Source organism: Rummeliibacillus sp. GQ308, assembly GCF_059759115.1.
In genome coordinates this window covers 2,178,241-2,203,288 of sequence record NZ_JCAXDQ010000001.1, presented here as the reverse complement: position 1 = coordinate 2,203,288, position 25,048 = coordinate 2,178,241, and the positions used below count along the sequence as shown (strand labels likewise).

Here is a 25,048-nt window from a genome sequence, read left to right as displayed (position 1 = left end):
AGCACTTGGTTTGGGACCAAGGGGTCGCAGGTTCGAATCCTGTCTTCCCGACCATTAAAAAAATTAATTTGGGGCCTTAGCTCAGCTGGGAGAGCGCCTGCCTTGCACGCAGGAGGTCAGCGGTTCGATCCCGCTAGGCTCCACCAAATTTTAAAATATAATATCATGGCGGCCTAGCTCAGCTGGCTAGAGCGTACGGTTCATACCCGTAAGGTCGGGGGTTCGATCCCCTCGGCCGCCATATTAAAGGACCTTTAGCTCAGTTGGTTAGAGCAGACGGCTCATAACCGTCCGGTCGCAGGTTCGAGTCCTGCAAGGTCCACCATTTAAATATCGGAGGAATACCCAAGTCTGGCTGAAGGGATCGGTCTTGAAAACCGACAGGCGGGTCAAACCGCGCGGGGGTTCGAATCCCTCTTCCTCCTCCATTATCACAAAATAATATATAACATTATCGCGGGGTGGAGCAGTTCGGTAGCTCGTCGGGCTCATAACCCGAAGGTCGCAGGTTCAAATCCTGCCCCCGCAACCAAATGGTCCGGTAGTTCAGCTGGTTAGAATGCCTGCCTGTCACGCAGGAGGTCGCGGGTTCGAGTCCCGTCCGGACCGCCATTTTTTTCAAAAGCATTATGGGTCGGTAGCTCAGTTGGTAGAGCATTAGATTGAAGCTCTAAGTGTCGGCAGTTCGATTCTGTCCCGACCCACCATGATGCGGGTGTAGTTTAGTGGTAAAACCACAGCCTTCCAAGCTGTTGTCGGGAGTTCGATTCTCCTCACCCGCTCCAAAATGGGCCTATAGCTCAGCTGGTTAGAGCGCACGCCTGATAAGCGTGAGGTCGATGGTTCGAGTCCATTTAGGCCCACCATTTATTATTCCGAAGTAGCTCAGTTGGTAGCAGCATCTGACTGTTAATCAGAGGGTCGCAGGTTCGAGTCCTGCCTTCGGAGCCATATGGGGAAGTACTCAAGTGGCTGAAGAGGCGCCCCTGCTAAGGGTGTAGGTCGGGCAACCGGCGCGAGGGTTCAAATCCCTCCTTCTCCGCCATACAATTGGCCCCTTGGTCAAGCGGTTAAGACACCGCCCTTTCACGGCGGTAACACGGGTTCGAATCCCGTAGGGGTCATACTAAGTCTTTAGAACAGTTTATGTTCTAAAGACTTTTTTATTTTTATGTTAATCCGTTCAATATTTCGAGAATTTCCATCTCATCTTTTTTCTTTTCTTAAAAATCGAAAAATGGCTTTGAAAAGTTGTTTTTGGGGAATAAATAAGAAAGAATGGGAGGCTAAGTATATGAACGAACAACAATTACAACATTTAAAGAATGAATTATTGGATGAGCTGAAACGTATTGAAGAAAGGCCTGATAATGACAGGGTTTTTGAATCAACGGAGCTCTCTAACTATGATAACCATCCTGCTGATCAGGCGACAGATCTGACAGACCAAGCAACAGAGCTTGCAATGGATAAATTCCATGACTTTCAAAAAGAAGAAATTAAAGAAGCGCTTCGGGCCATGGAGGCTGGTACGTATGGTACCTGTGTAGTGTGTGGTAAAGAAATTCCTTACGAACGCTTAGAAGCAATGCCTAGAACTTTGACTTGCATAGAGCATGCGGAGGATACACTAGATACAACGGAACGTTCAGTTGAAGAAGGAGTTCTGACAGGGAATACTTCACATCCGAGTAATTTGAAGGATTACCGTGTTGACGGCGAAGATAGCTTTCTGGTTGTCGAAGAATATGGCTCATCAGATTCACCATCTGATAAAGGAAGCGAATCTGATGGAACTTATGATACAGATTTATAAAAGACTGCATTTACGCAGTCTTTTTGTTTTGTCCAAATTCCATGATTAGTCATTAAAAAAGCAAATAAGTGCCGAAAATTAATGAAAGTTGTATGATAGAATATATAGAAGTATGTACTTAGTAGATAAATGATCTACTGACGGAGGTAATTTTCATGAATCATCAGTTGTCGTCAACAATCGGCGACCAAAAGGATACAGAAAAAACAACACTGCAGTTTTTCTCAGAAACAATCGAAGTTAGCTCTTTGTCTGCATTAGCCTTTTTTCATGCGGGTGAAGAAGAATTTACTGGACAACGTTTTTTCTGGCAAAATCCTGATCAAACTTTTACGTTAGTTGGCTTAGGCCATGCACATATAATCGAAAGCGGATTAAATGAGGGACGTTTTGAAGAGGTCGACCAGCAATGGAAGAAGCTCACGCAGCATGTACTCACAAATGAGGAGAATGTAAGACCCGTATTATTCGGAGGTTTTACATTTGATCCTGCCAACACACAGTCAGGCGAGTGGGATGATGTGCCAGAAGCATTTTTCGCAGCTGCTACCTACCAGTTAATTATCCGTAACGGACACAGCTATATTAGCACAAACTATATAGCAGAACGGGAAGAAGCAGGACTGTTTCAGAAGCTTTGCAAAAAAAGAGATGAACTTCTCCGTGCAAGCTACACATTTGAGAAAGTGGAATACGCTAAACCAATAGTGGTTGAAAGTACAGAGCCCAATAAAGCTGCTTACCTTACATCGATTGAACAAGTAACAAATCTTATTCAAAAGAAAGAAGCGGACAAGGTAGTCATTGCGCGTTCACATGTTTTGAAATTTCAAGAGCCAGTTGCTTCAGCAAATGTACTTGCACAGCTAATGAATGAACAACAAAATAGCTATCTGTTTGGCTTAGAATATAAAAACCATTTCTTTTTTGGCGCCTCTCCTGAACGTTTAGTAAAAGTGCAAGATGCTTACGCATATTCATCATGTATAGCGGGTTCTATTAAACGTGGGAGATCAAGCGATGAAGATGAACGTTTAGGGCTTGAATTATACAATGATGCGAAGAACCGTTCAGAGCATCAATACGTAGTGGATATGATCGGCAAGACATTTAAGGATAATTGTTCTTCTTATTCAATCCCTAGCCAACCTGAACTATTAAAAATCCGGGATATCCAACACTTATTTACACCTGTTGAGGGACATTTAAAGAATGGAGCTACGATTTTGCAATTGGCGAAAACCTTGCATCCGACTCCTGCTTTAGGTGGTGTGCCGCGAATGCGCGCTATGGAAGTGATACGCCAATATGAACCGATGAACAGAGGTTTATATGCAGCACCAATTGGTTGGCTGGATGATCGAAATAATGGTGAATTTGCGGTTGCAATACGATCAGCATTATTAAATTCGAATAAAGCCTTTTTATATGCGGGCGGAGGCATTGTAGCTGATTCAACGCCACAAAGTGAGTATGAAGAGACACTTGTAAAATTCCGCCCAATGGTTCGCGCTTTAGGGGGTCAATTAGATGACGAATAAAGAGATTTTAAATAACTATGTATATAAACTTGTGAGTGCATTGCATGCTACTGGCATAAAAGATGTTGTAGTGAGCCCTGGCTCTCGTTCTACGCCACTTGCTTATGCATTTGCCAACAGTAAAGAATTTACGCTATATCGACAAGTGGATGAGCGGTCAGCTGCTTTTCTTGCATTGGGACTTGCCAAGGCTAGTACAAAACCTGTTGTCCTTGTATGTACATCGGGTACGGCAGCAGCAAACTATTTCCCAGCGATTGTAGAAGCTAAAATAGCACGTGTGCCTTTAATTGTATTAACGGCAGATCGCCCGCATGAGTTACGTGAAGTAGGAGCACCCCAAGCGATTGCGCAAACTCATCTTTATGGAGATCAAGTAAAATGGGCAGTTGATTTTCCAATACCAGATGACTCACAACAGATATTGCCGTTTATTGAGCGCCATATCGCTCGTGCGGTGGCTATTGCAAGCACGCATCCATATGGACCAGTTCATGTCAATGTGCCGTTTAGAGAGCCATTATTGATTGATTTTCCGGAACATTTGCCAGTAGCTTCCTTTACAGAGAGCATATCCTCTCAATTGAAGCCAACTGAGCATGCAATGAATTTGTTTGAAACAGTCATTGAACAAGCGAAAAAAGGGTTTATTATTGTTGGGGAATTACCAGGTCGCACAGATATTACCTATATGTGGCAATTGGTTCGCCGGCTAAAATGGCCTGTTCTCGCTGATAGTCTATCCCAATTGCGAGCGAATGTGCCAGAAGACTGCGAGGCTTATATTATTGATCAATACGATGCATTGCTGAAAAATGATGCATTTAAACAGATGGCAGCAGCAGATACAGTGATCCGCTTCGGCGCTCAGCCTGTTTCTAAACCATTGATGCAATTTTTAACGTATTGTGAGCCAAGTACCTATTTGGTAGTAGATGAAGACCCGATGTTTCGTGATTCGCTTTCCCTCTCAACCATGCATATTCAGGCATCTATCGATCAGTGGCTAAATGATCTTATCATCAATCCAGCAAATATAGATTCAGCTTATGTAAATCTGTGGACACAATCAAATGAAGCTGCAGCAGCTAAAGTTGAAACATACAAGCTAGAAGAGACTGATGAAGGGGCAATGGCAGCCGTTTTATTTCAGTCATTGCCAGATGGAAGTAATTTATTTGCAAGTAGCAGCATGCCGATACGAGATGTCGATACTTTCTTTTCGAAAACCTCGCGTGATATTCATATTTACGCTAACCGAGGAGCAAATGGCATTGATGGGATTGTATCCACGGCAATAGGTACGCAATTGGCAACAAAGCGGGATACGTATTTGTTAATAGGCGATTTAGCGTTTCTACATGATAGCAATGGATTAATTGCTACACGATATCAAGCATGTGATATAACGATTGTCATTATGAATAATGATGGTGGTGGCATCTTCTCTTATTTATCGCAATCGACAGTTGAACAACATTATGAGGAACTATTTGGCACACCTTCAGGACTTCAATTTGCTGATTTGGCAAAAATGTATGATGCAGAGTACGAACCTGTCCATACAAAGGAAGAACTTAAGAAAGTAGTGCAACGGCCGAAAGCTAAAACGTTACGAATCATTGAAGTGTTCACCAATCGTGCGCAGAATTTAGAAGCACATCGTAATCTTTGGGATGCAATTGGCAAGGAGTTAGACAAGAAATGGCAAGTGTAATGACAAGTATTCGTGGCCAGAATATCCATTATCAAGTGGTTAATCCGGAAGCAAAAACGACCATAGTTTTTCTCCATGGCTTTACAGGCAGCACAAAGACTTGGGAATCCACTGAACAATGGATATCCAAAAAGTATCGTATGATTTCAATTGATTTAATGGGCCATGGTTTAACGGATTCTCCTTATAGCGTAGAGGCCTACTCGATGGATGAACAAGTGGAGTTGCTGCGTGAATTCTTCGAAGCCCGCCGAATCTATACGTGTACATTGGTTGGTTACTCCATGGGAGGTAGAGTGGCACTAGCTTTTGCCATCAGGTATCCTGATAAAGTGAAAAAGCTAGTTTTAGAAAGTGCCTCTCCAGGTTTAAAGACCGAAGAAGAACGTAGAACCCGGATAAAAAATGATCGGCAGTTGGCAGAGCGTATTGAAAAAGATGGCGTAGAAGCATTTGTGAATTATTGGGAGACCATTCCTTTATTTGAATCACAAAAACATTTGCCAGCTGATATTAAACAGCAAGTAAGAGATGAAAGGCTGAACCAATCACCTGTTGGACTTGCCAATAGCTTGAGAGGAATGGGGACGGGGAAGCAGTCGTCCTATTGGCATGAGCTTAAACATTTTCAAAAACCTGTTGTCATGCTGACTGGAGAACTCGATCGAAAATTTATTCAAAAAGCAATAGAGATGAAAGAAGAGTTTCCAATTTGCGAGCATCATATCGTGCCAGCTGTTGGCCATGCAATACATGTGGAAAATCCTCAAATCTTTGCTACAATAATAAAGGAACATTTAGAAGACGAATAGGAGGACTCATTAATGACTCGTGAATGGGTAACAGAACATGTCTACGAAGATATCAAATATGAATCTTATAATGGCATCGCAAAAATAACAATCAATCGTCCAGAAGTGCGCAATGCCTTCCGTCCGAAAACAGTAACGGAAATGATTGATGCATTTACACGTGCGCGCGACGACGCTAAAATCGGCGCAATTATTTTGACTGGCGAAGGCGAAAAAGCATTCTGCTCAGGTGGAGACCAAAAAGTACGCGGCAATGGCGGCTATGTTGGCGATGACAACATTCCACGTTTAAACGTGCTTGATCTTCAAACATTAATCCGCAAGATTCCAAAACCGGTTGTTGCTATGGTTGCAGGATTTGCTATCGGTGGTGGACATGTACTACATATCGTATGTGATCTAACAATCGCTGCTGACAATGCTATCTTTGGACAAACTGGTCCAAAAGTAGGTTCATTCGATGCTGGTTATGGTGCCGGCTATTTGGCACGTATCATTGGCCATAAAAAAGCACGCGAAATTTGGTACCTATGCCGCCAATACAATGCACAAGAAGCGTTGGATATGGGGCTAGTCAATACAGTCGTACCATACGAACGCTTAGAAGATGAAACTGTACAATGGTGCGAAGAGATGCTTGAAAAATCTCCAACTGCACTACGTTTCCTAAAAGCATCATTCAATGCTGATACAGATGGTTTAGCAGGATTACAACAATTCGGCGGAGATGCAACATTGCTTTATTACACAACGGATGAAGCGAAAGAAGGCCGTGATGCGTTCAAAGAAAAACGCAAGCCGGACTTTGGTCAATTCCCACGTTTCCCATAAACCGAAGAGTACTCATTTTCTAAGGAGTCAACGTAAACGTTGACTCTTTTTTTCTGTGGTAAAATAAAAATAATAGAACGGAGAAGGTGAATGAAATCATGGTTCCAAATTGGATCATCCAACGCGCAAGCTTGACGCCAAATCGTATAGCATTGCGTTTTCAAGACAAATCATGGACATATCAAGAGTTAAATGAACAATCTCTCCTCATTGCAAAACAATTAGTGTCCCTTGGCATCATGCGTGGAGACCGAATTGCCCTCTATGCTTCTTCCACAGCTGATTTAATCTTCATGATAGGCGGATGCATGCACTTACAATGTGAAATGGTCATGTTAAACTTACGCTTAAGCAAAACGGAGCTGGCTTATCAGATAGAGGATGCAAGAGTATCAGCTATATTAACGGAGGATAGTTTGGTTGATAAGCTGCCTTCTAGTGATACAAGAATTTATGCTTTCACAGATATTTTTGCTTCTGAAGGGAAGGTGTTTAGTCCTTCTAGTGAATGGAATGAGTCTGATACGATGACTATTATGTATACCTCAGGTACAACAGGCTTTCCGAAAGGTGTGCGTCAGACGGTAGGAAATCATCTTTCCAGCGCTACGTCATCGCTTTATAATACGGGGCTATTAAAAGAGGAAGCGTGGCTGTGTACAGTACCGCTATTCCATATCAGCGGATTTTCGATGTTTTGTAAATGCATATTACACGGTGTGGAACTTGTGCTTTATACAAAATTTGATGCTAAGAAGGTGGCTGATCAATTAGTAGAAGGCTCTGTGACGCGTATGTCTGTTGTCTCAGTAACACTTGCAAGGATTATCGAAGAATTAGAAAATCGTGGGGAGAGGGCTTCTGAACGCTTTCAAACGATGCTTGCGGGCGGAGGACCAGTACCGATTGATTATTTGGAGCGAGCAGCGGAGCTTGGAATTGAGATTGCCCAAACGTATGGGATGACAGAAACAGCCTCACAAACCACTACTCTTTCCAGTGAAGATGCTATGCGGAAAATTGGGTCAGCCGGGAAGCCGCTGTTCTTTAACCAAATTTCGATTGACGGTGCAAATGAGCCTTTCGAGGAAGGCGAAATACTGATTCGGGGACCTCATGTCACACCAGGTTATATTGGTCGATTTAAAGAAAAATCTGCCTTACAAGAAGGGTGGCTCCATAGCGGTGATATTGGCTACTTGGATGAGGAAGGCTACCTATTTGTTGTTGATCGTCGTGCGGATTTAATTATTTCAGGCGGGGAAAATATATATCCAGCTGAAATTGAAAATGCATTAATCTCGCATCCTGCTGTTAGAGAAGCAGGGGTCTGCGGAATTGAGAATGAAAAATGGGGTCAAGTGCCTTATGGCTTTGTCGTTACCAAAGGGAATATAGACGAAGAAGATTTGTTAATCTACTGTAAAGAACATTTAGCGGGCTATAAAGTGCCGAAGCGGATATTTATTGTCAAGGACTTACCGCGCAATGGGGCGAACAAGCTGTTGCGGAGAGAATTGCCAAAGCTTATATGATGTGAATAAGGAAGTGTTTTATAGCTTTTTCTCAGCCCAATTCCTTTCTGTCTTATCGCATAAAATAGGCAATACCTATCTATGCGAAGGAGAATGAGATGCACTGGATAACGATTATATTGATTGGCATTGCGGCTAATTTAGATAATTTAGGGATAGGACTGGCATATGGCATAAAAAAAACGAGAATTCCCTTGCTTTCTAATGTAACCATTGCCTTCTTATCTATGGCCGTTACGTATTTTTCCGTCAAGATTGGGAGTGCCATAGCCCATTATTTATCGCCTCATCTTGCAGATATGATTGGGAGCTTCTTATTGGTAGGGATAGGTATTTATATGATTGTCGATGATTTGTTGAAAACCAAAAAAGATTTCAACCTGGATAAAATAGATAAAGATCAAAATAATATAATATCATTCAAAGAGGCTGCATTGCTTGGGCTTATACTATCTATCAATTGTTTGGCTACGGGAATTGCGATAGGGGCCAATGGAATTTCGGCAATTTGGACAGTTTTATCCATCGGCTTTTTTTCTGTTGTGGCTTTTTCGATTGGCGGAGAATTTGGCTTGCGCATATCGAAGACGGTCATTGGCAGAAAGGCTACTATCCTTTCAGGTGTACTACTTATTTTTATCGGTATTTTTGAATTGTTTATATAATGGCAAAAAGCCTTCCAATCCGGAAGGCTTTTTATGTTTGATTTGTGACTCTAGTTTGATAAAGATTGAGTGCATCTTGAAGGTTTAAAATTTCTTTTTTTATTTTGCCGTAGCCCTTAATTAAAGGTACATTGTTTTTTGCTGTGATTTGCTGTTGCTCCATGTTTTTAGCCATGGATTCAAATAGATAGAGCAATTTTGATAAGTTTTCTTCCTCTAACACGACCGATTGGGATGTCTGGTTCAGTGAGCTTAAATGGAAGCTGAGCTGCTCCAACGAAGCGATAGCTGGCCATAAGAAATCTAAAGTCTTATTGCTAGGTAATTCTCCTAATGCAGTCGTGTAGACTGTCCGAAGATTTGTCATATTTATTTGCATCTTGCTCATTTTATTGGTACGGTCTGTTGCTGAGTATTGTGTTTGAGCTGAAAATAAATTAAACAGTAGCTCTGATTGACTACGAATCGTTTTGGCGATAATATTTGGCAGTCTGCTTGAAGCAGTTCGTCTGCCGATTAGGAGCACGCCTATTAACCCAATAATCGCTCCAATAATAATGTCTGTCACGCGTGTAGTTGCAAAGAAAGAAAGATTATTGATCTGTGTTGTATTCTCTGCAATTAAAATGGAGTTTGGCGTTAAAAATATAACCGCGAACGCATAGTTTTTCACGATAAATAATTCTGTAAAAAAGCTAAAGACAAGACTGCACAATGCCACTAAGATACCTGTTGGCTGATTGTAGAGAATAACGGATGCAATCAATACACCTAAGATTGTACCAAGTGATCGTTGGATGGCCCGGTGAAAAGTACTTATAATGGTAGAGCCCATCATAACAGCTGCACAGGAAGCAGGAATCCAATATGAACGTTGAAAGTCAAATGAGAATGCAATTAATGCAGCAATGATTAAGACAAAGCCGTATTTTATCGAATTGGTAAAGACAATGGAATCCTTGTCCAATGCATGGCTCAGCGATTTAAATGCAGAAGGCTTAGATATGTTTAATTCAGCATTTATATTTTTTAAAGTCTTATTCAAAATAGCATCAGCATCATATATTTTTGACAATAAAGCGCTGATCTTTTGAGTCGTTTCTTTAGGTTGTAAAATTGTTTTTACACCAGAGGAGGGATTATCAATCAAGTCAGCAAGAGCTTTGACAGACTGCCCGACTTCTTTAGGGAGTTTTGTATAGCCATCTGCAACAAGTTCCAGAATATCTGAGAAAATGAGGTTGGCTTGATTGTTTAGCAGATAAAGTCGCTTGTAACTAAGAGAGCTGTGCCAAGGAGAATAGCCGGCTAATAAAACGGTATCTGCATTATTTAAGATCTGAACCGTTTTTTCACAAGCTAAATCGAATTGATCTGTGCCCACTTTGTCGATTAATCTTGCAATTTCTGTATAAACTGCATGGACTGCTTTGGTTTCTGGGCCATATGGATGCCAGAACCAGCCAATCATAGCGACTATCCAAGAAAAAATGCCGCCTAACATTACAAGGCCACCGTATAGCCATGCAAGATGGGGATCAGGGTGTGTTGCAGAAGACATTGAAAATATCATCACGAAGAATATAGATGCAGGGCCAGGTATTTTAAGTGCACCAAATATGAAAGTCACTAATGCTCCTACAAGGCCTATTAATAAAGAAAATAATATAGTCGAAGAGGACGTCAATACACCTAACATCATAAGTACAGAAAAGCTGGCTGCAACAAGGAAAATTTTCTTCGCTCGTTGAAGATAAGGTTCATTCCATACATACAAGTAAGCAAAGCCGCCAATCGAGGCCATTAGTCCGTATGAAAAATGGTTAAATAAAATGCCTATTAAAGTTGGAGTTGCAGAGCAAATGCCGGCACATAGCGCCCGAGACAGTGGAAATGGTGTCTTGTTTATGGCAAATGCTCCTTTTACCCATTGGATTAAATGAAATCGAAACATATATTACATTACACCTCTATGTTGTTGAATTCGTAATAAAAAAGTTATCACTTACTTTAGTATATCAAATTTAAATTAGTTAAGACGAACAATTCATATGTTTAATTTGTTCAAAGAGAAGGAATACTAAACGCGAGAAGAAATTAATATTAGGAGAGTGTACGTTATGTCTAATTTACAACAACAATTAAATCAATTGGTATCTCAATGGTCAGTGTTATATACAAAGCTTCACAATTATCATTGGTATGTAAAAGGACCAACATTCTTCACATTGCATGCCAAGTTTGAAGAGCTATACAACGAAGCAGCAGAGCATCTGGATAATATTGCTGAACGTATTCTATCTCTAGGCGGTAAACCAGTAGCAACTATGAAAGAGCATCTAGAGATTTCGAATGTCCAAGAAGCTCAAGGCAGCGAAACAGCTGAACAAATGGTGGATACACTGATTAAAGATTTTAATCTAGTTATGGAAAGTTTGAAAGCTGGTATGACAGAAGCATCTAATGAAAATGATGATATGACAGAGGATTTACTTAACTCCATTTATCAAAGCTTAGAAAAGCATGTATGGATGTTAAATGCATTCTTAGGATAAAATAAAGATGGCCCATCCAATTTTGGATGAGGCCATCTTTTATTAATTCAGCGCTTTTTTAAATGTGTCTATGTTACGTTGCATTAATGTAAAGTAATCTTCTTTATGTTGAATATCCTCTTTTGTCAGTACACTTAAATTGTGGAGTGTTAGAGGTTGTGCTCCGATATCGTTCTGAATGACTTTAGCAAGGTTTGAAGAAACATTTTGCTCGAATAAAATGTAGCGTACATTGTCCTCTTTTGCTTGGTCCACAATATGAGCCAGTGTTTTTTGTGATGGTTCATCCTGGGAGTTAAGACCAGCGATGGCTACTTGATTCAATCCATATGTGCCTGCAATATAGCCAAAAGCAGCATGTGAGACAAAGAATGTTTTATGCTTTGCATTGTTTGCCATTGTTTTGTAATCGTTATTCAACTTGTTTAAATCTTTAACAAGTGATTCATAATTCGTCTCAAATTCAGATTTGTTCTTAGGTTGTGCTTTTACTAAAGCATTCTTAATAGATTTTGCTAAATCTTGGCTGATAACTGGCGAAAGCCAAACATGTGGGTCATACTGGCCATGCTCGTGACCGTCTTCATGATTTCCTTCATGTTCGTCTTCTTCCTTGCCGGTACTGACAGCAAGTTTGTCTTTTGATACCTGTGCGGCCGTCTCAACCATTTGGACTTGTTCATTTTGAAGAGATTTTTTTGACTTTTCAACGAATCCTTCAAGTCCTAAACCAACGTAAAAGAAATAATCTGCATCTGCTAAATTCATCATATCCCGCTGCGTTGGTTCGAATGTATGTTCATTTGAGCCAGGTGGATAAATAGATGAAACATTCACATGGCTTCCACCAATTCGTTTTGCGAAATATTGAAGTGGATAAACAGTTGTGTAAATATTAAGCGTCTTTTTATTGGCCGTGTCTTGTTTATTTTTAGTCGTTCCACAAGCAGCTGTAAATAAAGCTATGACCGTTACTAAAAAAATTATATAAAACTTTTTCATTATAGCACCTCATAAATAGTAATCATTACGATTTGTTTTTTAAACAATAACTACTATACAAGATATCTGTAGAAAATACAATAAAAAAAGCCCCGAAAATTAATTCTTTTTCGGAGGCCATTCTTCTGGCACTGGATCATAGCCGCCTTCACAAAATGGTTGGCAACGTAATATCCGTCGAATCGCCAAGTAGCTACCTTTAAATGCACCATGTTTTTCAATAGCTTCAATTCCGTAGTTAGAACAAGTAGGGTAAAAACGGCAGCTAGGTGGCTTTAATGGTGATAGCACTTTTTGATAAAAGCGAATAGGCAGTATGAGGATTTTTTTCAATATATGTCAACTTCCTTTATAATCTATTGATTAATCTACTTTATTTTACTGCAACTGCTCTAAAAAAAATAGTAATCTTCCTTTAAGAAAATAGTAAAAGCAAGCGCTTGGTATATAACTATTTTTAAAAAAGGAGTTTAATTTCATTCTATCGGGGAATATATAAGCAGAGCCAAACAAACAGAAAGAAAGAAAGGAAGTTGATATCATGTTAAGTTTTATTTGGTTTTTAATTATCGGAGGTATCCTAGGTTGGTTAGCAGGTCTAATCTTAGGTAAAGATATTCCAGGCGGTATTATCGGTAACATTATTGCTGGTATTATTGGTGCATGGATTGGTGGTAACTTATTAGGTGAATGGGGACCAAAAGTAAGTGATTTCTATATTATTCCGGCTCTATTAGGTGCAATCATTTTAATCTTTATTGTCAGCCTAATTATGAAAGCAATGAGAAGAAAATAACAGGTAAAAGCGCAAATCCTTTTGGATTTGCGCTTTTATTTTGTATAGAAGCCCGAGTTACGGCCATGATAAGCATAATTCGTTGCAATGCTTTAAGAGGTGAGAAAATGAAATTAAAGGAACTAATCTCATGCCTGGCTTGCGAAATAGATGAACAGCATGGGGAGATAGAGATTAAAGGGATTTCCACGAATTCCAAAGAAACTCTACCAAATGAACTCTTTGTGGCTATACAAGGATACCAAACGGATGGGCATCAATATATTGACAATGCAATTGCAGCTGGTGCCATAGCTGTTGTGGGGGAGAAAAAATTAGACCATGTTACGGTACCTTATTTTCAAATAGAAAATGGACGCTCAGCGTTGGCCCAATTAGCTTGTACTTTTTATAATCACCCATCAAAAAGGAAAACAATGATTGGGATTACCGGAACAAATGGTAAAACTACCACCTCTTATATGTTAAAGCATATCTTAGAGAGCACAGGAAATAAATGTGCTTTATTTGGTACTGTACAAAATGAAATCAACGGCAAAGTATGCAATTCTGCCAATACCACACCATGCCCGCTACAGCTGAATAAACAATTAAATGCAAGCCGGGATGAATATATCTTGATGGAAGTTTCTTCACATGGAATTGCCCAGCATCGTGTTACCGGTGTTGAATTTGATTATTGTTTATTTACAAACTTAGACCATGATCATTTAGATTTCCATAAAACCATTGATGATTATTTTTCTGTAAAAGCACGTTTATTTGACCAAATGAAACCTACTGGCAGAGCAATCATTAATCGGGGAGATCGATATGGCGAGATATTAGCAAACCGTTTATTAAAGAATAATTCCACATTCTATTCAATGGGGGATAAACCCCATCATGACCTTCACCTTACATCCATCCAAACCCGAAAAGGAACCTTCGCATTACAAAAGAATTCTATTCACACACTTCACCTTCAAATTGAGGGCAAACATAATATATTAAATGCTGCGCTAGCGTTTTTAACGGCAAGTGAGATCGGTATTCCTCCCCAAGAAATTATTCAAGCACTGGAGAGCTTTTCAGGAGTTCCAGGACGCTTTGAAAAAATCACCCACCCAAAAGGTACCACTATCGTCGTTGATTATGCACATACAGCAGATGCCTTCAATTATTGTTTAGAGACAGCGAAAGAAGAAGGGGCAAACCGTATATTCCATGTCTTTGGTTTCCGAGGAAATCGAGATACAACAAAACGTAAGGACATGATCCAAAACTCCAAAAGTAATAGCGATGTACAAATTCTTACCTTCGATGATTTAAATGATCTGAGCCAGGAAGAGATGAAAGAAGCATTAGAGCAAGTGAATGATGGATGCCTGATTATTCCTGACCGCACCCTTGCAATACAAAAAGCCATAGATGAAGCAGATGCAAATGATTGGGTATTTATTACTGGAAAGGGAGCTGAGATGTACCAGCAAGACTTTGAATTGCCGACGAGTTCAGATATTGATACTGTAAATTTTCTTGTTGAACAATAAGTGTACTCTCAAAACACATCTCCCCCAATTGTTGGAGATTTCATATAAATGCCCCACAATTGCCGGTTGTGGGGTTTTAAATATTTTTTATTTGGTACCACTTTTTATCTGAATAAAGAAAGAATAAACCAGCAGACGACGAATATGACTATCCCATAATAGGTTCTCATTCTCCATATCCTGCATATACCGAATAAGGCTAATAAAAGGGCTGTCGTATAAATACCAAGGCTTAAAAAGCCAATCATGGTTCCGAGCGTGCTGCTCATAAATAAACTTACAATAAAAAGAAAAATCGATATGATAAATAATACTGTCATTCGCACTGCATGTTTAGAACGAGGAGAGAATATAAGTGTGAGCGCATCAAGAAATAGACCAATAAGAAGACCAGCTAAGAAGACACCAGTGAATAGATGCATAGTCTCACCACTTTCTGAATTTTCCGTTTCCTTATATAATATGCAAGTTGAAAGACAAGAAACGTTTTAAATGCCTAATCCTCGTATAAAAAAATAAAACACAACCATGCTATAAAAAATGTGGCCAATCAAATAAAGGAGGATTACATCATGTCAGAACAAGTAGATGCCTATGTGTCAGTAATGCATAAATATTATAATTTTTCTCCAGACCTAGCACCTTGGGAATTCCAAATAAATACGAATACTGAAATGTTAAAGGTACTTGATTTACTTTTTAGACAAATGCAAGGATGGGAAGCAAGTGGTATGTGGCGTGCACACCTTCCAGCTGTTCCTTATCATCTTGATGCACAAAACAATGAAGTAGATAAACGGTTGGCTAAAGTTTATGCCATCATTCATGAATACGGCGATGAAGAGACTAAGAAATTTATTGAAGGAATGCCTTATTACAGTTGATGGATTGATTTACCTTCGTTACACTTATAAAAACAAGGAGTGAGCGAAGGTATGTTTACATATACAGATTTAAATGGCTTTGGTTGTGAACTCTCTTTTAAAAAGAATTCTTTTTCCATAAAACCTCAACATGTGTTGGTATTAGCGAAATATAAAGGGAAATGGTTGTTGACCGAGCACCCTCTTCGCGGTCTTGAATTTCCGGGCGGTAAGGTAGAGAAGGGGGAAATGTTAGAAGATGCGGCAAGAAGGGAAGTATATGAAGAAACAGGGGCCGTGCTCTCAGATATAGTTTGGTTTGCCACTTATATAGTTCACGCAGAAAGGCCTTTTACGAAGGCGGTATTTATAGCCTCTGTCCAAGCAATCGAACAAAATCACCAGTATAAAGAAACAGCTGGCACATGTCTGTTGGATGATGAAGAATTAGATCACTGTAACAATCTAAGTTTTTATATGAAAGATGCAGGGATGAAAAAAATGTTAGAGAAGGTGAGTGAACGTGAATATCAATGGTGATATCCATTACATGAGGGATTATCCATCGCCCAATCCAAATGTCAAACTTGCCGAGATTACATATTGGTCGGAAGGTTTAAAAGTGAAAGGGCTTCTTGCTACGCCTATACAAAATCCAAAGAGTGAAGGAATCCTATATTTGCGAGGTGGGATTCAAAATGTAGGGATGGTACGTCCTGCTCGCATTACACAGCTTGCGGCAAATGGCTTTGTCGTATTCGCGCCGTATTATAGAGGTGTACGCGGTGGTGAAGGAAAGGATATGTTTGCTGGCGAAGACCGCTTTGATGCAGTAAATGCTATCGAAGTGCTGAAGCGTTTCTGTGACAGTGAGAGAATTCATTTGTTCGCATTTTCTAGAGGTGGGCTTATGGCTCTTTGGACTGGTATTATTCGAAATGACATCACGTCCATTGTTACATGGGGAGGCGTCTCTAACATTGAGTACACATACGAAGAACGGGTTGATATGCGTCGGATGATGAAACGCGTATTCGGAGGTTCTCCTATGACCAATCCAGCTGCATATGAAGAGCGGACGCCGTTAGACCGAATAAAAGAAATTAATGCTTCTGTCTTAATTATTCATGGGATGAAAGATGACAATGTGAGTTTTAAGCATGCTGAACTACTTGAAGAGCGCTTAAAGGAATTAAATAAAAGAGTTGAAACCTGGTATTATCCCGAATTCACTCATTACTTCCCTGGTGTAGCCAATCGCAATGTCCTCCGAGGGGCATGCCAATGGATGAAACTACAATAAAATAAGTAGGTGAAAAGATGGGTTATCTTAAAGCGACAAATGATGTAAGGCATAAAAGTGATACCTTGCCGTTTAAAAAACGCTATCCTTTCTGGCAGGAATTATGGGAGGCTTATTCTGGACCCTATAATGAGCTGCAGGTGCAAAATTGGAAGGAAGAAAGCAAGGCAATTCAAGAACTGGAACAATTCAGTTTTAGTTCACAGGATGAAGGCTTAGTAAAAATTCAGCGTGTCACCTTAAATGATAAAATAAGAGATTATTTTATTCACCACTCAGCCGATTCAAAAGAACAGTTAAAATGGTTTTCTATTCTGTTCCATGATGATCATGGAATAGAAGGCATAGAAATAAGAAATTATGCAGAAGAGATTTTCTTTAATCAACTAACGAGAGAAGATGCCGAACCTATTCTTGAGATGTTTAAGAAATACGATACAGAAGCAGAATTTTTTCCAGATGACACAGATTAAAAAACCAAAAATCCCCGGCTAGCCTTTTGGCCTGTCGGGGATTTTTTTGCGATTTGGATTTACTTATAGGTTGTAAGCGATAAGTTGTAGCAATTAAACGATTGGCGCGCCTTTTTCAGAAATATCTTTTGAAATGACGCCGAATTTTTTAAAGTTTTCATGGAACATGCCAGCAAGTTCTTTAGCTTTTTGATCATAAGCATCTTTATCCGCCCATGCATTACGCGGATTTAAAACTTCTGTTGGCACGCCTTCGATTTGTGTAGGCATAGATAGACCAAAGAATGGATCTTGCTCTGTGAATACATTGTCTAGCTTGCCGTCGATTGCAGCGCGAACCATTGTACGAGTATAAGAAAGTTTCATACGGCTGCCTTCACCATAGCTGCCGCCAGTCCAGCCTGTATTAACTAAGAATACATTAGCTTCATGAGCATCGATTTTCTCACCCAACATTTCTGCGTATACAGAAGCATGTAGTGGGAAGAATGGAGCGCCAAAGCATGTAGAGAATACTGGTTCTGGTTCTACGACACCGCGTTCTGTTCCAGGAATTTTGGAAGTGAAGCCAGATAAGAAATGATACATCGCTTGCTCTTTCGTTAATTTACTGATTGGAGGCAATACGCCAAACGCATCAGCTGTTAAGAAAATAATTGTTTTAGGGTGACCACCAACAGATGGACTTGCAATATTTTCGATATTTTGGATTGGGTATGCAGCACGTGTATTTTGAGTTAATGTAGTATCATCATAGTCAGGTATGCGTGTTTCTGGATCGATTGTTACATTCTCAAGCACTGTGCCAAATTTGATAGCATTATAGATTTCTGGTTCTTTTTCAGCAGAAAGGTTGACTGTTTTCGCGTAGCAGCCTCCTTCTATATTGAATACTCCATTGTCTGACCAGCCGTGCTCATCATCACCAATTAATTTGCGATTGCTGTCAGCAGATAAAGTCGTTTTACCTGTACCGGATAGGCCGAAGAATAATGCTACATCGCCTGATTCACCAACATTTGCAGAGCAGTGCATAGACAGAATACCTTGTTGTGGTAATAGGTAATTCATAATGCCGAAGATTGATTTTTTCATTTCGCCAGCATATTCTGTGCCGCCGATTAAAATAATGCGTTTTTCTAGAGATACGAGAATGAATGTTTCAGAAGATGTTCCGTCTACTGCTGGATCAGCTTTAAAGGTAGGAGCAGAAACAATAGTGAAATCTGCTTCATGTTCTTCTAATTCTTCAGCTGTAGGGCGGATGAATAATTGATGTGCAAATAAATTATGCCATGCGAATTCGTTCACAACACGAATGCCAAGACGGGATGAAGGGTCAGCACCCGCAAATCCTTTGAAAACAAAAATTTCTTCTTTTTCTTTTAAATAGTCTACTACTTTCGTATATAATGAATCGAAAACTTCTGAAGAAATAGGTTGATTGATTTTACCCCAATCAATTTTGTCTTTAGAGGATTCTTCTTCTACCATAAATTTATCTTTAGGAGAACGTCCTGTATATTTGCCAGTTACTGCGCGAACAGCACCATCTACCGTTAAGATTGCTTCTCCACGTGAAGTTGCTTTTTCCACTAATTGTGGAACTGAAAGCTGTTCTAAAATATTGCGCCCTTGTAATAAATCATTCAGTTCATTCGCAATTTCTACTGAATTCATCTGTGTACGTACCATCCTTTTTATATTATTACCCTTGCTAAGTGGGTGAGTATTAATCATTTCGAGAATTAGTATAACACATTAAGCGTATTAGTCTATACTAATAACTCGTTATTTTTTAAAAGTTTTCTATATAAATTAATTCATTAATTTACTTTACGAAAACGCTTAACTACATCACACAACAAAATTCATCAAAAATCAACTTTTTTCTTTATTTTTTATCGAAAATTTGACTTTCTTGTTCAATTCGCTTACTATATGCTATAGAACGGATACTCTTATCCCGAGCTGGTGGAGGGTCAGGCCCTAAGAAACCCGGCAACCTGCATTTTATCAAGTGGTAAATGCGCTGGTGCTAATCTGATGCAAGGAATATTCCTTGAACGATAAGAGTGAAAGGTGCTTACGAAACATATCCTTTCCTCATTGTGCGAATGAGCGAAAGGTTTTTTTGTGTAAAAATTGAGGCAAATTGATTTTGTTTCATATTAATATATAGCATGTATGTAAGGGCACTTTCTATATCCTCGTGTTTAAAAAGCAGCTAAAGCTTGGCGTTTAATCCATTTAAACGGACATGGGTAATGAGTACCGTATCACTTTCGAGAGGATCTCGTTGATTTAGGAGGAAACCAACCAAATGACTAACAGAAGATTATTTACTTCAGAAAGCGTAACAGAAGGACATCCAGATAAAATTTGTGACCAAATTTCGGATGCCATTTTAGATGCCATTATTGCAAAAGACCCGAATGCGCGAGTTGCATGTGAAACAACTGTCACAACAGGCCTTGTCCTTGTTGCAGGAGAAGTGACGACCTCAACATACGTTGACATCAAAGGAATTGTAAGAGATACAGTAGCTGAAATTGGTTACACACGCGGTAAATACGGTTTCGATGCAGAAAACCTAGCAGTACTTGTAGCAATTGGCGAACAATCACCTGATATTGCACAAGGTGTAGACCAAGCACTGGAAGCTCGTGAAGGAAAAATGTCAGATGCAGATATCGAAGCAATTGGTGCAGGGGACCAAGGGTTGATGTTCGGCTATGCTTGCAATGAAACACCTGAGTTAATGCCGCTTCCAATCAGCTTAGCGCACAAATTGGCACGTCGTTTAACAGAGGTTCGCAAGACAGGTCAACTTGCATACTTGCGTCCGGATGGAAAAACACAAGTAACAATTGAGTATGATGAAAACAACCATCCAGTACGTGTGGATACAATTGTTATCTCAACTCAACATGATGAAGATGTAACATTAGAACAAATTCAACAAGATCTTAAATCAACAGTAATCAATAATGTAGTGCCAGCTGAATTACTGGATGAAAACACAAAATACTTCATTAACCCAACAGGCCGCTTTGTAATAGGTGGACCAAAAGGGGATGCAGGTCTTACAGGACGCAAAATCATCGTTGACACATACGGTGGATATGCGCGTCATGGCGGCGGTGCATTCTCAGGGAAAGATGCAACAAAAGTGGACCGATCTGGAGCATATGCAGCACGTTATGTAGCTAAAAATATTGTAGCTGCAGGCTTAGCAGAGCGCGCAGAAGTTCAATTAGCATATGCGATCGGTGTAGCTCAGCCAGTTTCTATCTCTGTAGACACATTTGGTACAGGAAAGGTCACAGAAAGCGAATTAGTAGAAGCCGTGCGTGAGACATTTGATTTGCGTCCTGCAGGCATTATTAAAATGCTTGATCTTCGCCGTCCAATCTATAAACAAACAGCGGCTTATGGGCACTTCGGTCGTGTTGATTTAAATGTACCTTGGGAAAATACAGATAAAGCTGAAGAATTGAAAGCTAAGTTTAAATAAATTGAATTTCATGCTATGGAGGTTTTTCCTCCTTGAAGCGATAAGCTGATTCTTATGAGAACCCTGTCACATTTGTGATAGGGTTTTTGGTTTTTATTCTCCATTATTCTTAATAGGGTGTGAACAAACCATTCTTTAAAAATAAAATGAAGACAAAATAAAAACCGTGCACACAGAGATGAATATAATTTCGGTTCATAACCTTTTCTCTCTTTGAATAAGTTAATAAGAAGTTCAAGGAGGAGAGATGGTTGAAAAAAAATGAATTCTTTTTTCTCACATGGGCTGCTTTTTTAACCGGCTTTGGTTTTGTCTTAGTTGCGATTTGGAATACAGATTGGCAACTTGTTGAGCGAGGATTCTATACTATTTTGTTGGGGTGGATTACTTTTTCTGCTTTTTCACTTGTAAAGACAATTCGCGATCGGCACGACGGAATTAAAGTAACAAATGAATATTTGCTCCTTTGTTATTTATCAACGATTGCTTCATTTGGAATAGGGATGATAAGTGTTTGGAATACAGAATGGGAGCTTGTCGAAAAGGGATACTATTGGTTAGGGATCATATTTGTCTTATACACCTCTTTCGCGCTATCAAAGGAAATTCGTGACAGACAATATGGTAAGTCACTCAAAGGCAACATCAATGGAGAGGAACAAGAAGAATAAAAGTAAAGAGATGGCCTCCCTTTTGAGAGAAGCCATCTTTTTATTATCTTTCTGAATTTTGTTGGACAGATTTATAGAATTGGCCCTTTTCATGATATTCGTTGATAATGCGGACCATGTCTTTTTTATCTTCATCAGTTAATTCCCGTACAACTTTAGCTGGTCGTCCGAAAGCCATCGTATTCGGAGGTATTACTTTGCCTTGTGTCACAAGGCTTCCTGCCCCGATGAATGCTCCCTCGCCAATTTCTGCGCCGTCTAAAACAATGGATGCCATACCTATAAGCGCACCTTTTTTTACATGACAGCTATGTAGTGTCACTTGATGGCCAATTGTTACCTCATCTTCAAGGACAAGCGGTCGGCCGGGACTTTGGTGTAAACAGCACAAATCTTGTACATTCACTTTACTTCCAATAATAGTAGGGGACACATCACCTCTAATCACTGTATTATAAAATACAGATGAGTCTGGTCCAATTGTCACATCGCCAGTGATAACGACATGATCTCCTATGAAAACAGAAGGATCGATATTAGGTTTTTTGTCGTGATAAGGGTAAATCATCGAAAATTCGCCTCATTTCAAGCTATGATGTTATTAATATCGTAACAAATGGTAGATTGGAAGGAAACTGAAATCTGTAAAATACGTTAAAATAGAGTGATACGACAATCAGTGAATTTTATCATCTCTGATTGTTACCTAACCTATCAGGTATTGATGGTCGAAATAAAGAAGTATATCATTCCAATTTTTGGTAGCTATTAATACTGGAAAAGTGAAGAATTGAGGAGCGGAATAGAATGTGGAAATGGGAAGCAGAGGGACAAGCGAAAGCTGTTGTTGTTTTTATACATAGTGCATATGAACATCATCGGAGATATCCATGGCTTATTGAAAAGCTACGTGTATCTGGCATGCATGTTATCACAGGTGATTTGCCTGGACATGGCGAAGTGAGCCGGAAAAAGAAAGCGCATGATGAAGGATTTAAAGAGTACCTAAAGTTCATTCGACAAATGATGGAGGTTGCTATAAATTATAATTTACCAATCTTTATAATGGGGCATGGCCTTGGCGCAAGCCTTGCAATGGAATTAATACAAATACGGAAATACGAATGCGCAGGCATGATACTAACATCTCCATGGCTGCACCTTACACATCAGCCATCAAAATTTTCTAATGCTCTTTCAGGGATTAGCAAATTAACAGGGAATTTAAAGATACAGCATGATATACCAATCAAAAATCTTTCACGCAGTTACGAATTTTATAAAGAACAAAAGGACGATCCCTACTATTTTTCAGGCATTACGGTGGGGTGGTATAAAGAACTGCAGCAGTTTATGAAATCATTGTGGACAAAGAGAGAAACAATTCCGGATATCCCGGTCTTGCTAATGAATGGGGGCAGCGACAAAATTGTGTCTCCAGCCTATAGTAAAAAATGGCTTTCACAACAAGAAACGTCTGAATTCCAATATAAAGAGTGGAAATCTTGCTATCACGATCTTTATCAAGAACCAGAACGGGAAGATATCTATCAATATATGGAATCCTTTATGTTTAATGCTTTACGCAATATCGGGTATATTATCTAATTTAAATTAAATGGAAGTGTGTTTTTAAGAGGTAAAATTCTTTTGAGCCACAGCAAAAAAAATATAAATCTTGGCATATGCTTTAAATTTGCATATGTCTTTTTTTTGTCACATATTCAGATTCTAGGTGGCATATCATGTGTAAATCTTACTACTAAATGAGTTGAGGAGGAGTCGAAATGAAATAGCAAAACAAATTATATATTTATATGGTAGAAAAGTAAAAAAAGATTATTTCGAAAATTTTGTTTGCAATCTATCAATATTTAAAATATATTGAATTATAAGAAAACTATAAAGGGGTTTTTTTATGGGGGATTTTGTTGCAGCAATAAATGACATTTTGTGGGGGCCGTGGATGATTTACGGCATATTGGTTGTTGGATTAGTCTTTTCAATCATTATGAAGTTTCCACAGGTAAGATTTATTAAAGACATGGTTTTATTAATGTTCAAAGGGGAAAAATCGGAAAAGGGGATTTCATCCTTCCAGGCATTATCTATTGCCTTATCAGGACGTGTAGGTACCGGTAATATCGCAGGTACAGCTACTGCCATAGCATTCGGTGGTCCTGGCGCTGTATTTTGGATGTGGATGATTGCTTTTATCGGAGCGGCTACTGCATATGTAGAGTCAACACTAGCACAAATTTATAAAGAAGAACGAGATGATCAATATCGTGGCGGTCCTGCTTACTATATTGAAAAGGGAACAGGGAAAAAATGGGCTGGTATTATTTTTGCCATTGCAGCATTGATGGCGATGGCCGTCCTAATGCCTGGTGTTCAGACAAACGCTATTTCAGATGCTATGCATAATGCTTTTGGTGTTAGCCAGTGGATAACTGGATTGATTGTGACTGTTCTATTAGCAGTTATTGTTATCGGTGGAGTTAAAGCCATTGCAACTGTAGCACAATATGTAGTGCCATTCATGGCCATTTTGTATATGATTATGGCTGTTGTTATTATTTGTATGCATATTGGTGAAATTCCACATGTATTAAAGCTTATCTTTGAAAACGCTTTCGGATTCGATTCAGCTTTTGGCGGTATGCTTGGAGCAGCGATTGCATGGGGAGTAAAACGTGGCGTCTTCTCTAATGAGGCTGGCCAAGGTACAGGAGCTCATGCGGCAGCTGCTGCGGAAGTTTCTCATCCGGCTAAACAAGGCCTAGTTCAAGCTGCTTCTGTTTATATCGATACATTATTGGTTTGTTCTGCTACAGCATTTATGGTTCTATTTTCTGGTACCTTTAATGTATTCGATGAAGCTAAAAAGAAATTTATCTTCTTAGGAGACTTCGGATCAGGTACTATCGCTGATCAAGTATCCGCAGGTTCTGCCTATACGCAATTTGCGGTAGACCAATCATTCCCTGGGTTCGGATCAGGTTTTGTAGCAATAGCCTTGTTCTTCTTTGCTTTTACTACTACAATGGCGTATTACTATATTGCTGAGACAAATATTGCGTACTTATTTAAAGGGAAAACTCAAGTCATAGCAATGTGGATTACACGTATTGTGTATTTAGCAGCCAACTTCTATGGCTCATACAAAGCGTCAACACTAGCATGGGCTCTTGGAGATGTAGGCCTTGGATTGATGGTTTGGATTAATGTGATTGGTATCCTGATTGTTGCGAAACCGGCCATTAGGGCTTTGAAAGATTATGAAAGACAGAAAAAAGAAGGCAAAGATCCAGTATTCGATCCTACTCCTTTAGGAATAAAAGATGCAGATTTTTGGGTTGAATATAATAAAGAAAAGAATGCAAAAGATAATAAAAAACGAGATGCCATTTAGGCTC

24 protein-coding genes, 12 tRNA genes and 1 riboswitch are annotated in these 25,048 nt (G+C 39.5%); of the genes, 30 read left to right on the top strand and 6 right to left on the bottom strand.

The features are described from left to right. Positions 1-70: 70 nt before the first annotated feature. The 19 genes from AC6CHJ_RS11085 to AC6CHJ_RS10995 all read left to right on the top strand — a co-directional run bounded on the left by AC6CHJ_RS11085 (position 71) and on the right by AC6CHJ_RS10995 (position 8,917). Positions 71-146 (top strand) — tRNA-Ala (locus tag AC6CHJ_RS11085). Positions 147-167: 21 nt separating this feature from the next. Further along, positions 168-241 (top strand) — tRNA-Met (locus AC6CHJ_RS11080). Between the two features lie 7 nt (positions 242-248). Then, a tRNA-Ile gene (locus AC6CHJ_RS11075) sits at positions 249-325 on the top strand. Between the two features lie 10 nt (positions 326-335). Further along, positions 336-428, top strand: a tRNA-Ser gene (locus AC6CHJ_RS11070). 27 nt (positions 429-455) lie between these two features. After that, a tRNA-Met gene (locus AC6CHJ_RS11065) sits at positions 456-532 on the top strand. 3 nt (positions 533-535) lie between these two features. Further along, positions 536-612, top strand: a tRNA-Asp gene (locus AC6CHJ_RS11060). A 19-nt stretch (positions 613-631) separates the two neighbouring features. Beyond that, positions 632-707: transfer RNA gene (locus tag AC6CHJ_RS11055), tRNA-Phe, on the top strand. Between the two features lie 4 nt (positions 708-711). Beyond that, positions 712-785, top strand: a tRNA-Gly gene (locus AC6CHJ_RS11050). A gap of 4 nt (positions 786-789) precedes the next feature. After that, positions 790-866: transfer RNA gene (locus AC6CHJ_RS11045), tRNA-Ile, on the top strand. Between the two features lie 8 nt (positions 867-874). Then, positions 875-951: transfer RNA gene (locus AC6CHJ_RS11040), tRNA-Asn, on the top strand. 3 nt (positions 952-954) lie between these two features. Then, positions 955-1,045: transfer RNA gene (locus tag AC6CHJ_RS11035), tRNA-Ser, on the top strand. Between the two features lie 7 nt (positions 1,046-1,052). Continuing rightward, positions 1,053-1,124, top strand: a tRNA-Glu gene (locus tag AC6CHJ_RS11030). 170 nt (positions 1,125-1,294) lie between these two features. Beyond that, the gene (locus AC6CHJ_RS11025) at positions 1,295-1,816 is read left to right on the top strand and encodes a TraR/DksA C4-type zinc finger protein (protein WP_147196110.1); all 522 of its coding nucleotides are present in this window, start codon (positions 1,295-1,297) and stop codon (positions 1,814-1,816) included. A 155-nt stretch (positions 1,817-1,971) separates the two neighbouring features. Continuing rightward, on the top strand, positions 1,972-3,357 hold the full coding sequence (locus tag AC6CHJ_RS11020; protein ID WP_249774624.1) for an isochorismate synthase: 1,386 nt from the start codon (positions 1,972-1,974) through the stop codon (positions 3,355-3,357). Then, positions 3,347-5,074 (top strand): 2-succinyl-5-enolpyruvyl-6-hydroxy-3-cyclohexene-1-carboxylic-acid synthase, encoded by a 1,728-nt coding sequence (gene menD, locus AC6CHJ_RS11015; protein ID WP_498288489.1) that lies wholly within the window; start codon positions 3,347-3,349, stop codon positions 5,072-5,074. Before AC6CHJ_RS11020 ends, menD begins: the two co-directional genes overlap by 11 nt. Beyond that, entirely contained in the window at positions 5,062-5,886 is an 825-nt protein-coding gene (menH, locus tag AC6CHJ_RS11010) for a 2-succinyl-6-hydroxy-2,4-cyclohexadiene-1-carboxylate synthase (RefSeq protein WP_147196104.1), read from the top strand. Before menD ends, menH begins: the two co-directional genes overlap by 13 nt. Positions 5,887-5,898: 12 nt before the next feature. After that, entirely contained in the window at positions 5,899-6,717 is an 819-nt protein-coding gene (gene menB, locus AC6CHJ_RS11005) for a 1,4-dihydroxy-2-naphthoyl-CoA synthase (protein WP_147196102.1), read from the top strand. 98 nt (positions 6,718-6,815) lie between these two features. Continuing rightward, positions 6,816-8,252: an o-succinylbenzoate--CoA ligase gene (locus tag AC6CHJ_RS11000; RefSeq protein WP_147196100.1), complete on the top strand. Its 1,437-nt coding sequence runs from the start codon at positions 6,816-6,818 to the stop codon at positions 8,250-8,252. A gap of 98 nt (positions 8,253-8,350) precedes the next feature. Continuing rightward, the gene (locus AC6CHJ_RS10995; protein ID WP_147196098.1) at positions 8,351-8,917 is read left to right on the top strand and encodes a manganese efflux pump MntP; all 567 of its coding nucleotides are present in this window, start codon (positions 8,351-8,353) and stop codon (positions 8,915-8,917) included. Positions 8,918-8,948: 31 nt separating this feature from the next. Here the strand turns inward: AC6CHJ_RS10995 and AC6CHJ_RS10990 are convergent, their stop codons facing one another. Then, positions 8,949-10,871: an FUSC family protein gene (locus tag AC6CHJ_RS10990; RefSeq protein ID WP_498288487.1), complete on the bottom strand. Its 1,923-nt coding sequence runs from the start codon at positions 10,869-10,871 to the stop codon at positions 8,949-8,951. 166 nt (positions 10,872-11,037) lie between these two features. Between AC6CHJ_RS10990 and AC6CHJ_RS10985 the strand changes: the two genes are divergently transcribed. Continuing rightward, positions 11,038-11,472, top strand: coding sequence for a Dps family protein (locus AC6CHJ_RS10985; RefSeq protein ID WP_066789125.1), 435 nt, complete (start codon positions 11,038-11,040; stop codon positions 11,470-11,472). Positions 11,473-11,514: 42 nt separating this feature from the next. Here AC6CHJ_RS10985 and AC6CHJ_RS10980 read toward each other — a convergent pair whose 3' ends face one another. Together AC6CHJ_RS10980 and yidD are read right to left on the bottom strand one after the other, a co-directional pair. Beyond that, positions 11,515-12,474, bottom strand: coding sequence for a metal ABC transporter solute-binding protein, Zn/Mn family (locus tag AC6CHJ_RS10980; RefSeq protein WP_249774621.1), 960 nt, complete (start codon positions 12,472-12,474; stop codon positions 11,515-11,517). 99 nt (positions 12,475-12,573) lie between these two features. Beyond that, positions 12,574-12,807, bottom strand: coding sequence for a membrane protein insertion efficiency factor YidD (gene yidD / locus AC6CHJ_RS10975; protein WP_066789117.1), 234 nt, complete (start codon positions 12,805-12,807; stop codon positions 12,574-12,576). 208 nt (positions 12,808-13,015) lie between these two features. Here yidD and AC6CHJ_RS10970 point away from each other — a divergent pair, with 208 nt between their 5' ends. After that, a complete protein-coding gene (locus AC6CHJ_RS10970) occupies positions 13,016-13,270 on the top strand; it encodes a GlsB/YeaQ/YmgE family stress response membrane protein (RefSeq protein WP_066789114.1) in 255 nt (84 codons plus the stop codon). A 107-nt stretch (positions 13,271-13,377) separates the two neighbouring features. After that, complete coding sequence (locus AC6CHJ_RS10965) at positions 13,378-14,802, top strand: UDP-N-acetylmuramoyl-L-alanyl-D-glutamate--2,6-diaminopimelate ligase (protein WP_392992622.1); 1,425 nt, start codon at positions 13,378-13,380, stop codon at positions 14,800-14,802. 104 nt (positions 14,803-14,906) lie between these two features. Here the strand turns inward: AC6CHJ_RS10965 and AC6CHJ_RS10960 are convergent, their stop codons facing one another. Continuing rightward, positions 14,907-15,224 (bottom strand): hypothetical protein, encoded by a 318-nt coding sequence (locus AC6CHJ_RS10960; RefSeq protein ID WP_147196090.1) that lies wholly within the window; start codon positions 15,222-15,224, stop codon positions 14,907-14,909. A gap of 150 nt (positions 15,225-15,374) precedes the next feature. Here AC6CHJ_RS10960 and AC6CHJ_RS10955 point away from each other — a divergent pair, with 150 nt between their 5' ends. From AC6CHJ_RS10955 to AC6CHJ_RS10940, 4 genes are read left to right on the top strand one after another with little or no spacing between them, the layout of a single operon-like run. Continuing rightward, the gene (locus tag AC6CHJ_RS10955; protein ID WP_498288484.1) at positions 15,375-15,686 is read left to right on the top strand and encodes a transposase; all 312 of its coding nucleotides are present in this window, start codon (positions 15,375-15,377) and stop codon (positions 15,684-15,686) included. A 51-nt stretch (positions 15,687-15,737) separates the two neighbouring features. Further along, positions 15,738-16,205, top strand: a complete 468-nt coding sequence (gene ytkD / locus AC6CHJ_RS10950) for an RNA deprotection pyrophosphohydrolase (protein ID WP_249774620.1) — start codon at positions 15,738-15,740, stop codon at positions 16,203-16,205. Next, positions 16,189-16,968: an alpha/beta hydrolase family protein gene (locus AC6CHJ_RS10945; protein ID WP_498288482.1), complete on the top strand. Its 780-nt coding sequence runs from the start codon at positions 16,189-16,191 to the stop codon at positions 16,966-16,968. Before ytkD ends, AC6CHJ_RS10945 begins: the two co-directional genes overlap by 17 nt. A 17-nt stretch (positions 16,969-16,985) precedes the next feature. After that, the gene (locus AC6CHJ_RS10940) at positions 16,986-17,441 is read left to right on the top strand and encodes a hypothetical protein (protein ID WP_147196084.1); all 456 of its coding nucleotides are present in this window, start codon (positions 16,986-16,988) and stop codon (positions 17,439-17,441) included. 93 nt (positions 17,442-17,534) lie between these two features. Here the strand turns inward: AC6CHJ_RS10940 and pckA are convergent, their stop codons facing one another. After that, positions 17,535-19,121, bottom strand: coding sequence for a phosphoenolpyruvate carboxykinase (ATP) (pckA, locus tag AC6CHJ_RS10935; protein ID WP_066789099.1), 1,587 nt, complete (start codon positions 19,119-19,121; stop codon positions 17,535-17,537). Between the two features lie 278 nt (positions 19,122-19,399). Next, positions 19,400-19,517: riboswitch (SAM riboswitch) on the top strand. Between the two features lie 247 nt (positions 19,518-19,764). Between pckA and metK the strand changes: the two genes are divergently transcribed. Beyond that, entirely contained in the window at positions 19,765-20,958 is a 1,194-nt protein-coding gene (metK, locus tag AC6CHJ_RS10930) for a methionine adenosyltransferase (protein WP_066789097.1), read from the top strand. Between the two features lie 251 nt (positions 20,959-21,209). Then, the gene (locus AC6CHJ_RS10925; RefSeq protein WP_498288480.1) at positions 21,210-21,629 is read left to right on the top strand and encodes a YiaA/YiaB family inner membrane protein; all 420 of its coding nucleotides are present in this window, start codon (positions 21,210-21,212) and stop codon (positions 21,627-21,629) included. A 43-nt stretch (positions 21,630-21,672) separates the two neighbouring features. Here the strand turns inward: AC6CHJ_RS10925 and AC6CHJ_RS10920 are convergent, their stop codons facing one another. Then, positions 21,673-22,197 carry a gamma carbonic anhydrase gene (locus AC6CHJ_RS10920; protein WP_066789085.1) on the bottom strand — a complete coding sequence of 175 codons (525 nt, stop codon included), beginning with the start codon at positions 22,195-22,197 and terminating at the stop codon, positions 21,673-21,675. A 239-nt stretch (positions 22,198-22,436) separates the two neighbouring features. Here AC6CHJ_RS10920 and AC6CHJ_RS10915 point away from each other — a divergent pair, with 239 nt between their 5' ends. Continuing rightward, a complete protein-coding gene (locus AC6CHJ_RS10915) occupies positions 22,437-23,237 on the top strand; it encodes an alpha/beta hydrolase (RefSeq protein WP_150284850.1) in 801 nt (266 codons plus the stop codon). A 310-nt stretch (positions 23,238-23,547) separates the two neighbouring features. After that, positions 23,548-25,044, top strand: coding sequence for an alanine/glycine:cation symporter family protein (locus AC6CHJ_RS10910; protein ID WP_150284849.1), 1,497 nt, complete (start codon positions 23,548-23,550; stop codon positions 25,042-25,044). Positions 25,045-25,048 lie beyond the last annotated feature (4 nt).

Bases quoted from the DNA above. Each gene is read 5' to 3' on its own strand.
- AC6CHJ_RS11025 (WP_147196110.1), top strand. From the start codon at position 1,295: ATGAACGAACAACAATTACAACATTTAAAGAATGAATTATTGGATGAG.
- AC6CHJ_RS11020 (WP_249774624.1), top strand. From the start codon at position 1,972: ATGAATCATCAGTTGTCGTCAACAATCGGCGACCAAAAGGATACAGAA.
- menD (WP_498288489.1), top strand. From the start codon at position 3,347: ATGACGAATAAAGAGATTTTAAATAACTATGTATATAAACTTGTGAGT.
- menH (WP_147196104.1), top strand. From the start codon at position 5,062: ATGGCAAGTGTAATGACAAGTATTCGTGGCCAGAATATCCATTATCAA.
- menB (WP_147196102.1), top strand. From the start codon at position 5,899: ATGACTCGTGAATGGGTAACAGAACATGTCTACGAAGATATCAAATAT.
- AC6CHJ_RS11000 (WP_147196100.1), top strand. From the start codon at position 6,816: ATGGTTCCAAATTGGATCATCCAACGCGCAAGCTTGACGCCAAATCGT.
- AC6CHJ_RS10995 (WP_147196098.1), top strand. From the start codon at position 8,351: ATGCACTGGATAACGATTATATTGATTGGCATTGCGGCTAATTTAGAT.
- AC6CHJ_RS10990 (WP_498288487.1), bottom strand. From the start codon at position 10,871: ATGTTTCGATTTCATTTAATCCAATGGGTAAAAGGAGCATTTGCCATA.
- AC6CHJ_RS10985 (WP_066789125.1), top strand. From the start codon at position 11,038: ATGTCTAATTTACAACAACAATTAAATCAATTGGTATCTCAATGGTCA.
- AC6CHJ_RS10980 (WP_249774621.1), bottom strand. From the start codon at position 12,474: ATGAAAAAGTTTTATATAATTTTTTTAGTAACGGTCATAGCTTTATTT.
- AC6CHJ_RS10970 (WP_066789114.1), top strand. From the start codon at position 13,016: ATGTTAAGTTTTATTTGGTTTTTAATTATCGGAGGTATCCTAGGTTGG.
- AC6CHJ_RS10965 (WP_392992622.1), top strand. From the start codon at position 13,378: ATGAAATTAAAGGAACTAATCTCATGCCTGGCTTGCGAAATAGATGAA.
- AC6CHJ_RS10960 (WP_147196090.1), bottom strand. From the start codon at position 15,224: ATGCATCTATTCACTGGTGTCTTCTTAGCTGGTCTTCTTATTGGTCTA.
- AC6CHJ_RS10955 (WP_498288484.1), top strand. From the start codon at position 15,375: ATGTCAGAACAAGTAGATGCCTATGTGTCAGTAATGCATAAATATTAT.
- ytkD (WP_249774620.1), top strand. From the start codon at position 15,738: ATGTTTACATATACAGATTTAAATGGCTTTGGTTGTGAACTCTCTTTT.
- AC6CHJ_RS10940 (WP_147196084.1), top strand. From the start codon at position 16,986: ATGGGTTATCTTAAAGCGACAAATGATGTAAGGCATAAAAGTGATACC.
- pckA (WP_066789099.1), bottom strand. From the start codon at position 19,121: ATGAATTCAGTAGAAATTGCGAATGAACTGAATGATTTATTACAAGGG.
- metK (WP_066789097.1), top strand. From the start codon at position 19,765: ATGACTAACAGAAGATTATTTACTTCAGAAAGCGTAACAGAAGGACAT.
- AC6CHJ_RS10920 (WP_066789085.1), bottom strand. From the start codon at position 22,197: ATGATTTACCCTTATCACGACAAAAAACCTAATATCGATCCTTCTGTT.
- AC6CHJ_RS10915 (WP_150284850.1), top strand. From the start codon at position 22,437: ATGTGGAAATGGGAAGCAGAGGGACAAGCGAAAGCTGTTGTTGTTTTT.
- AC6CHJ_RS10910 (WP_150284849.1), top strand. From the start codon at position 23,548: ATGGGGGATTTTGTTGCAGCAATAAATGACATTTTGTGGGGGCCGTGG.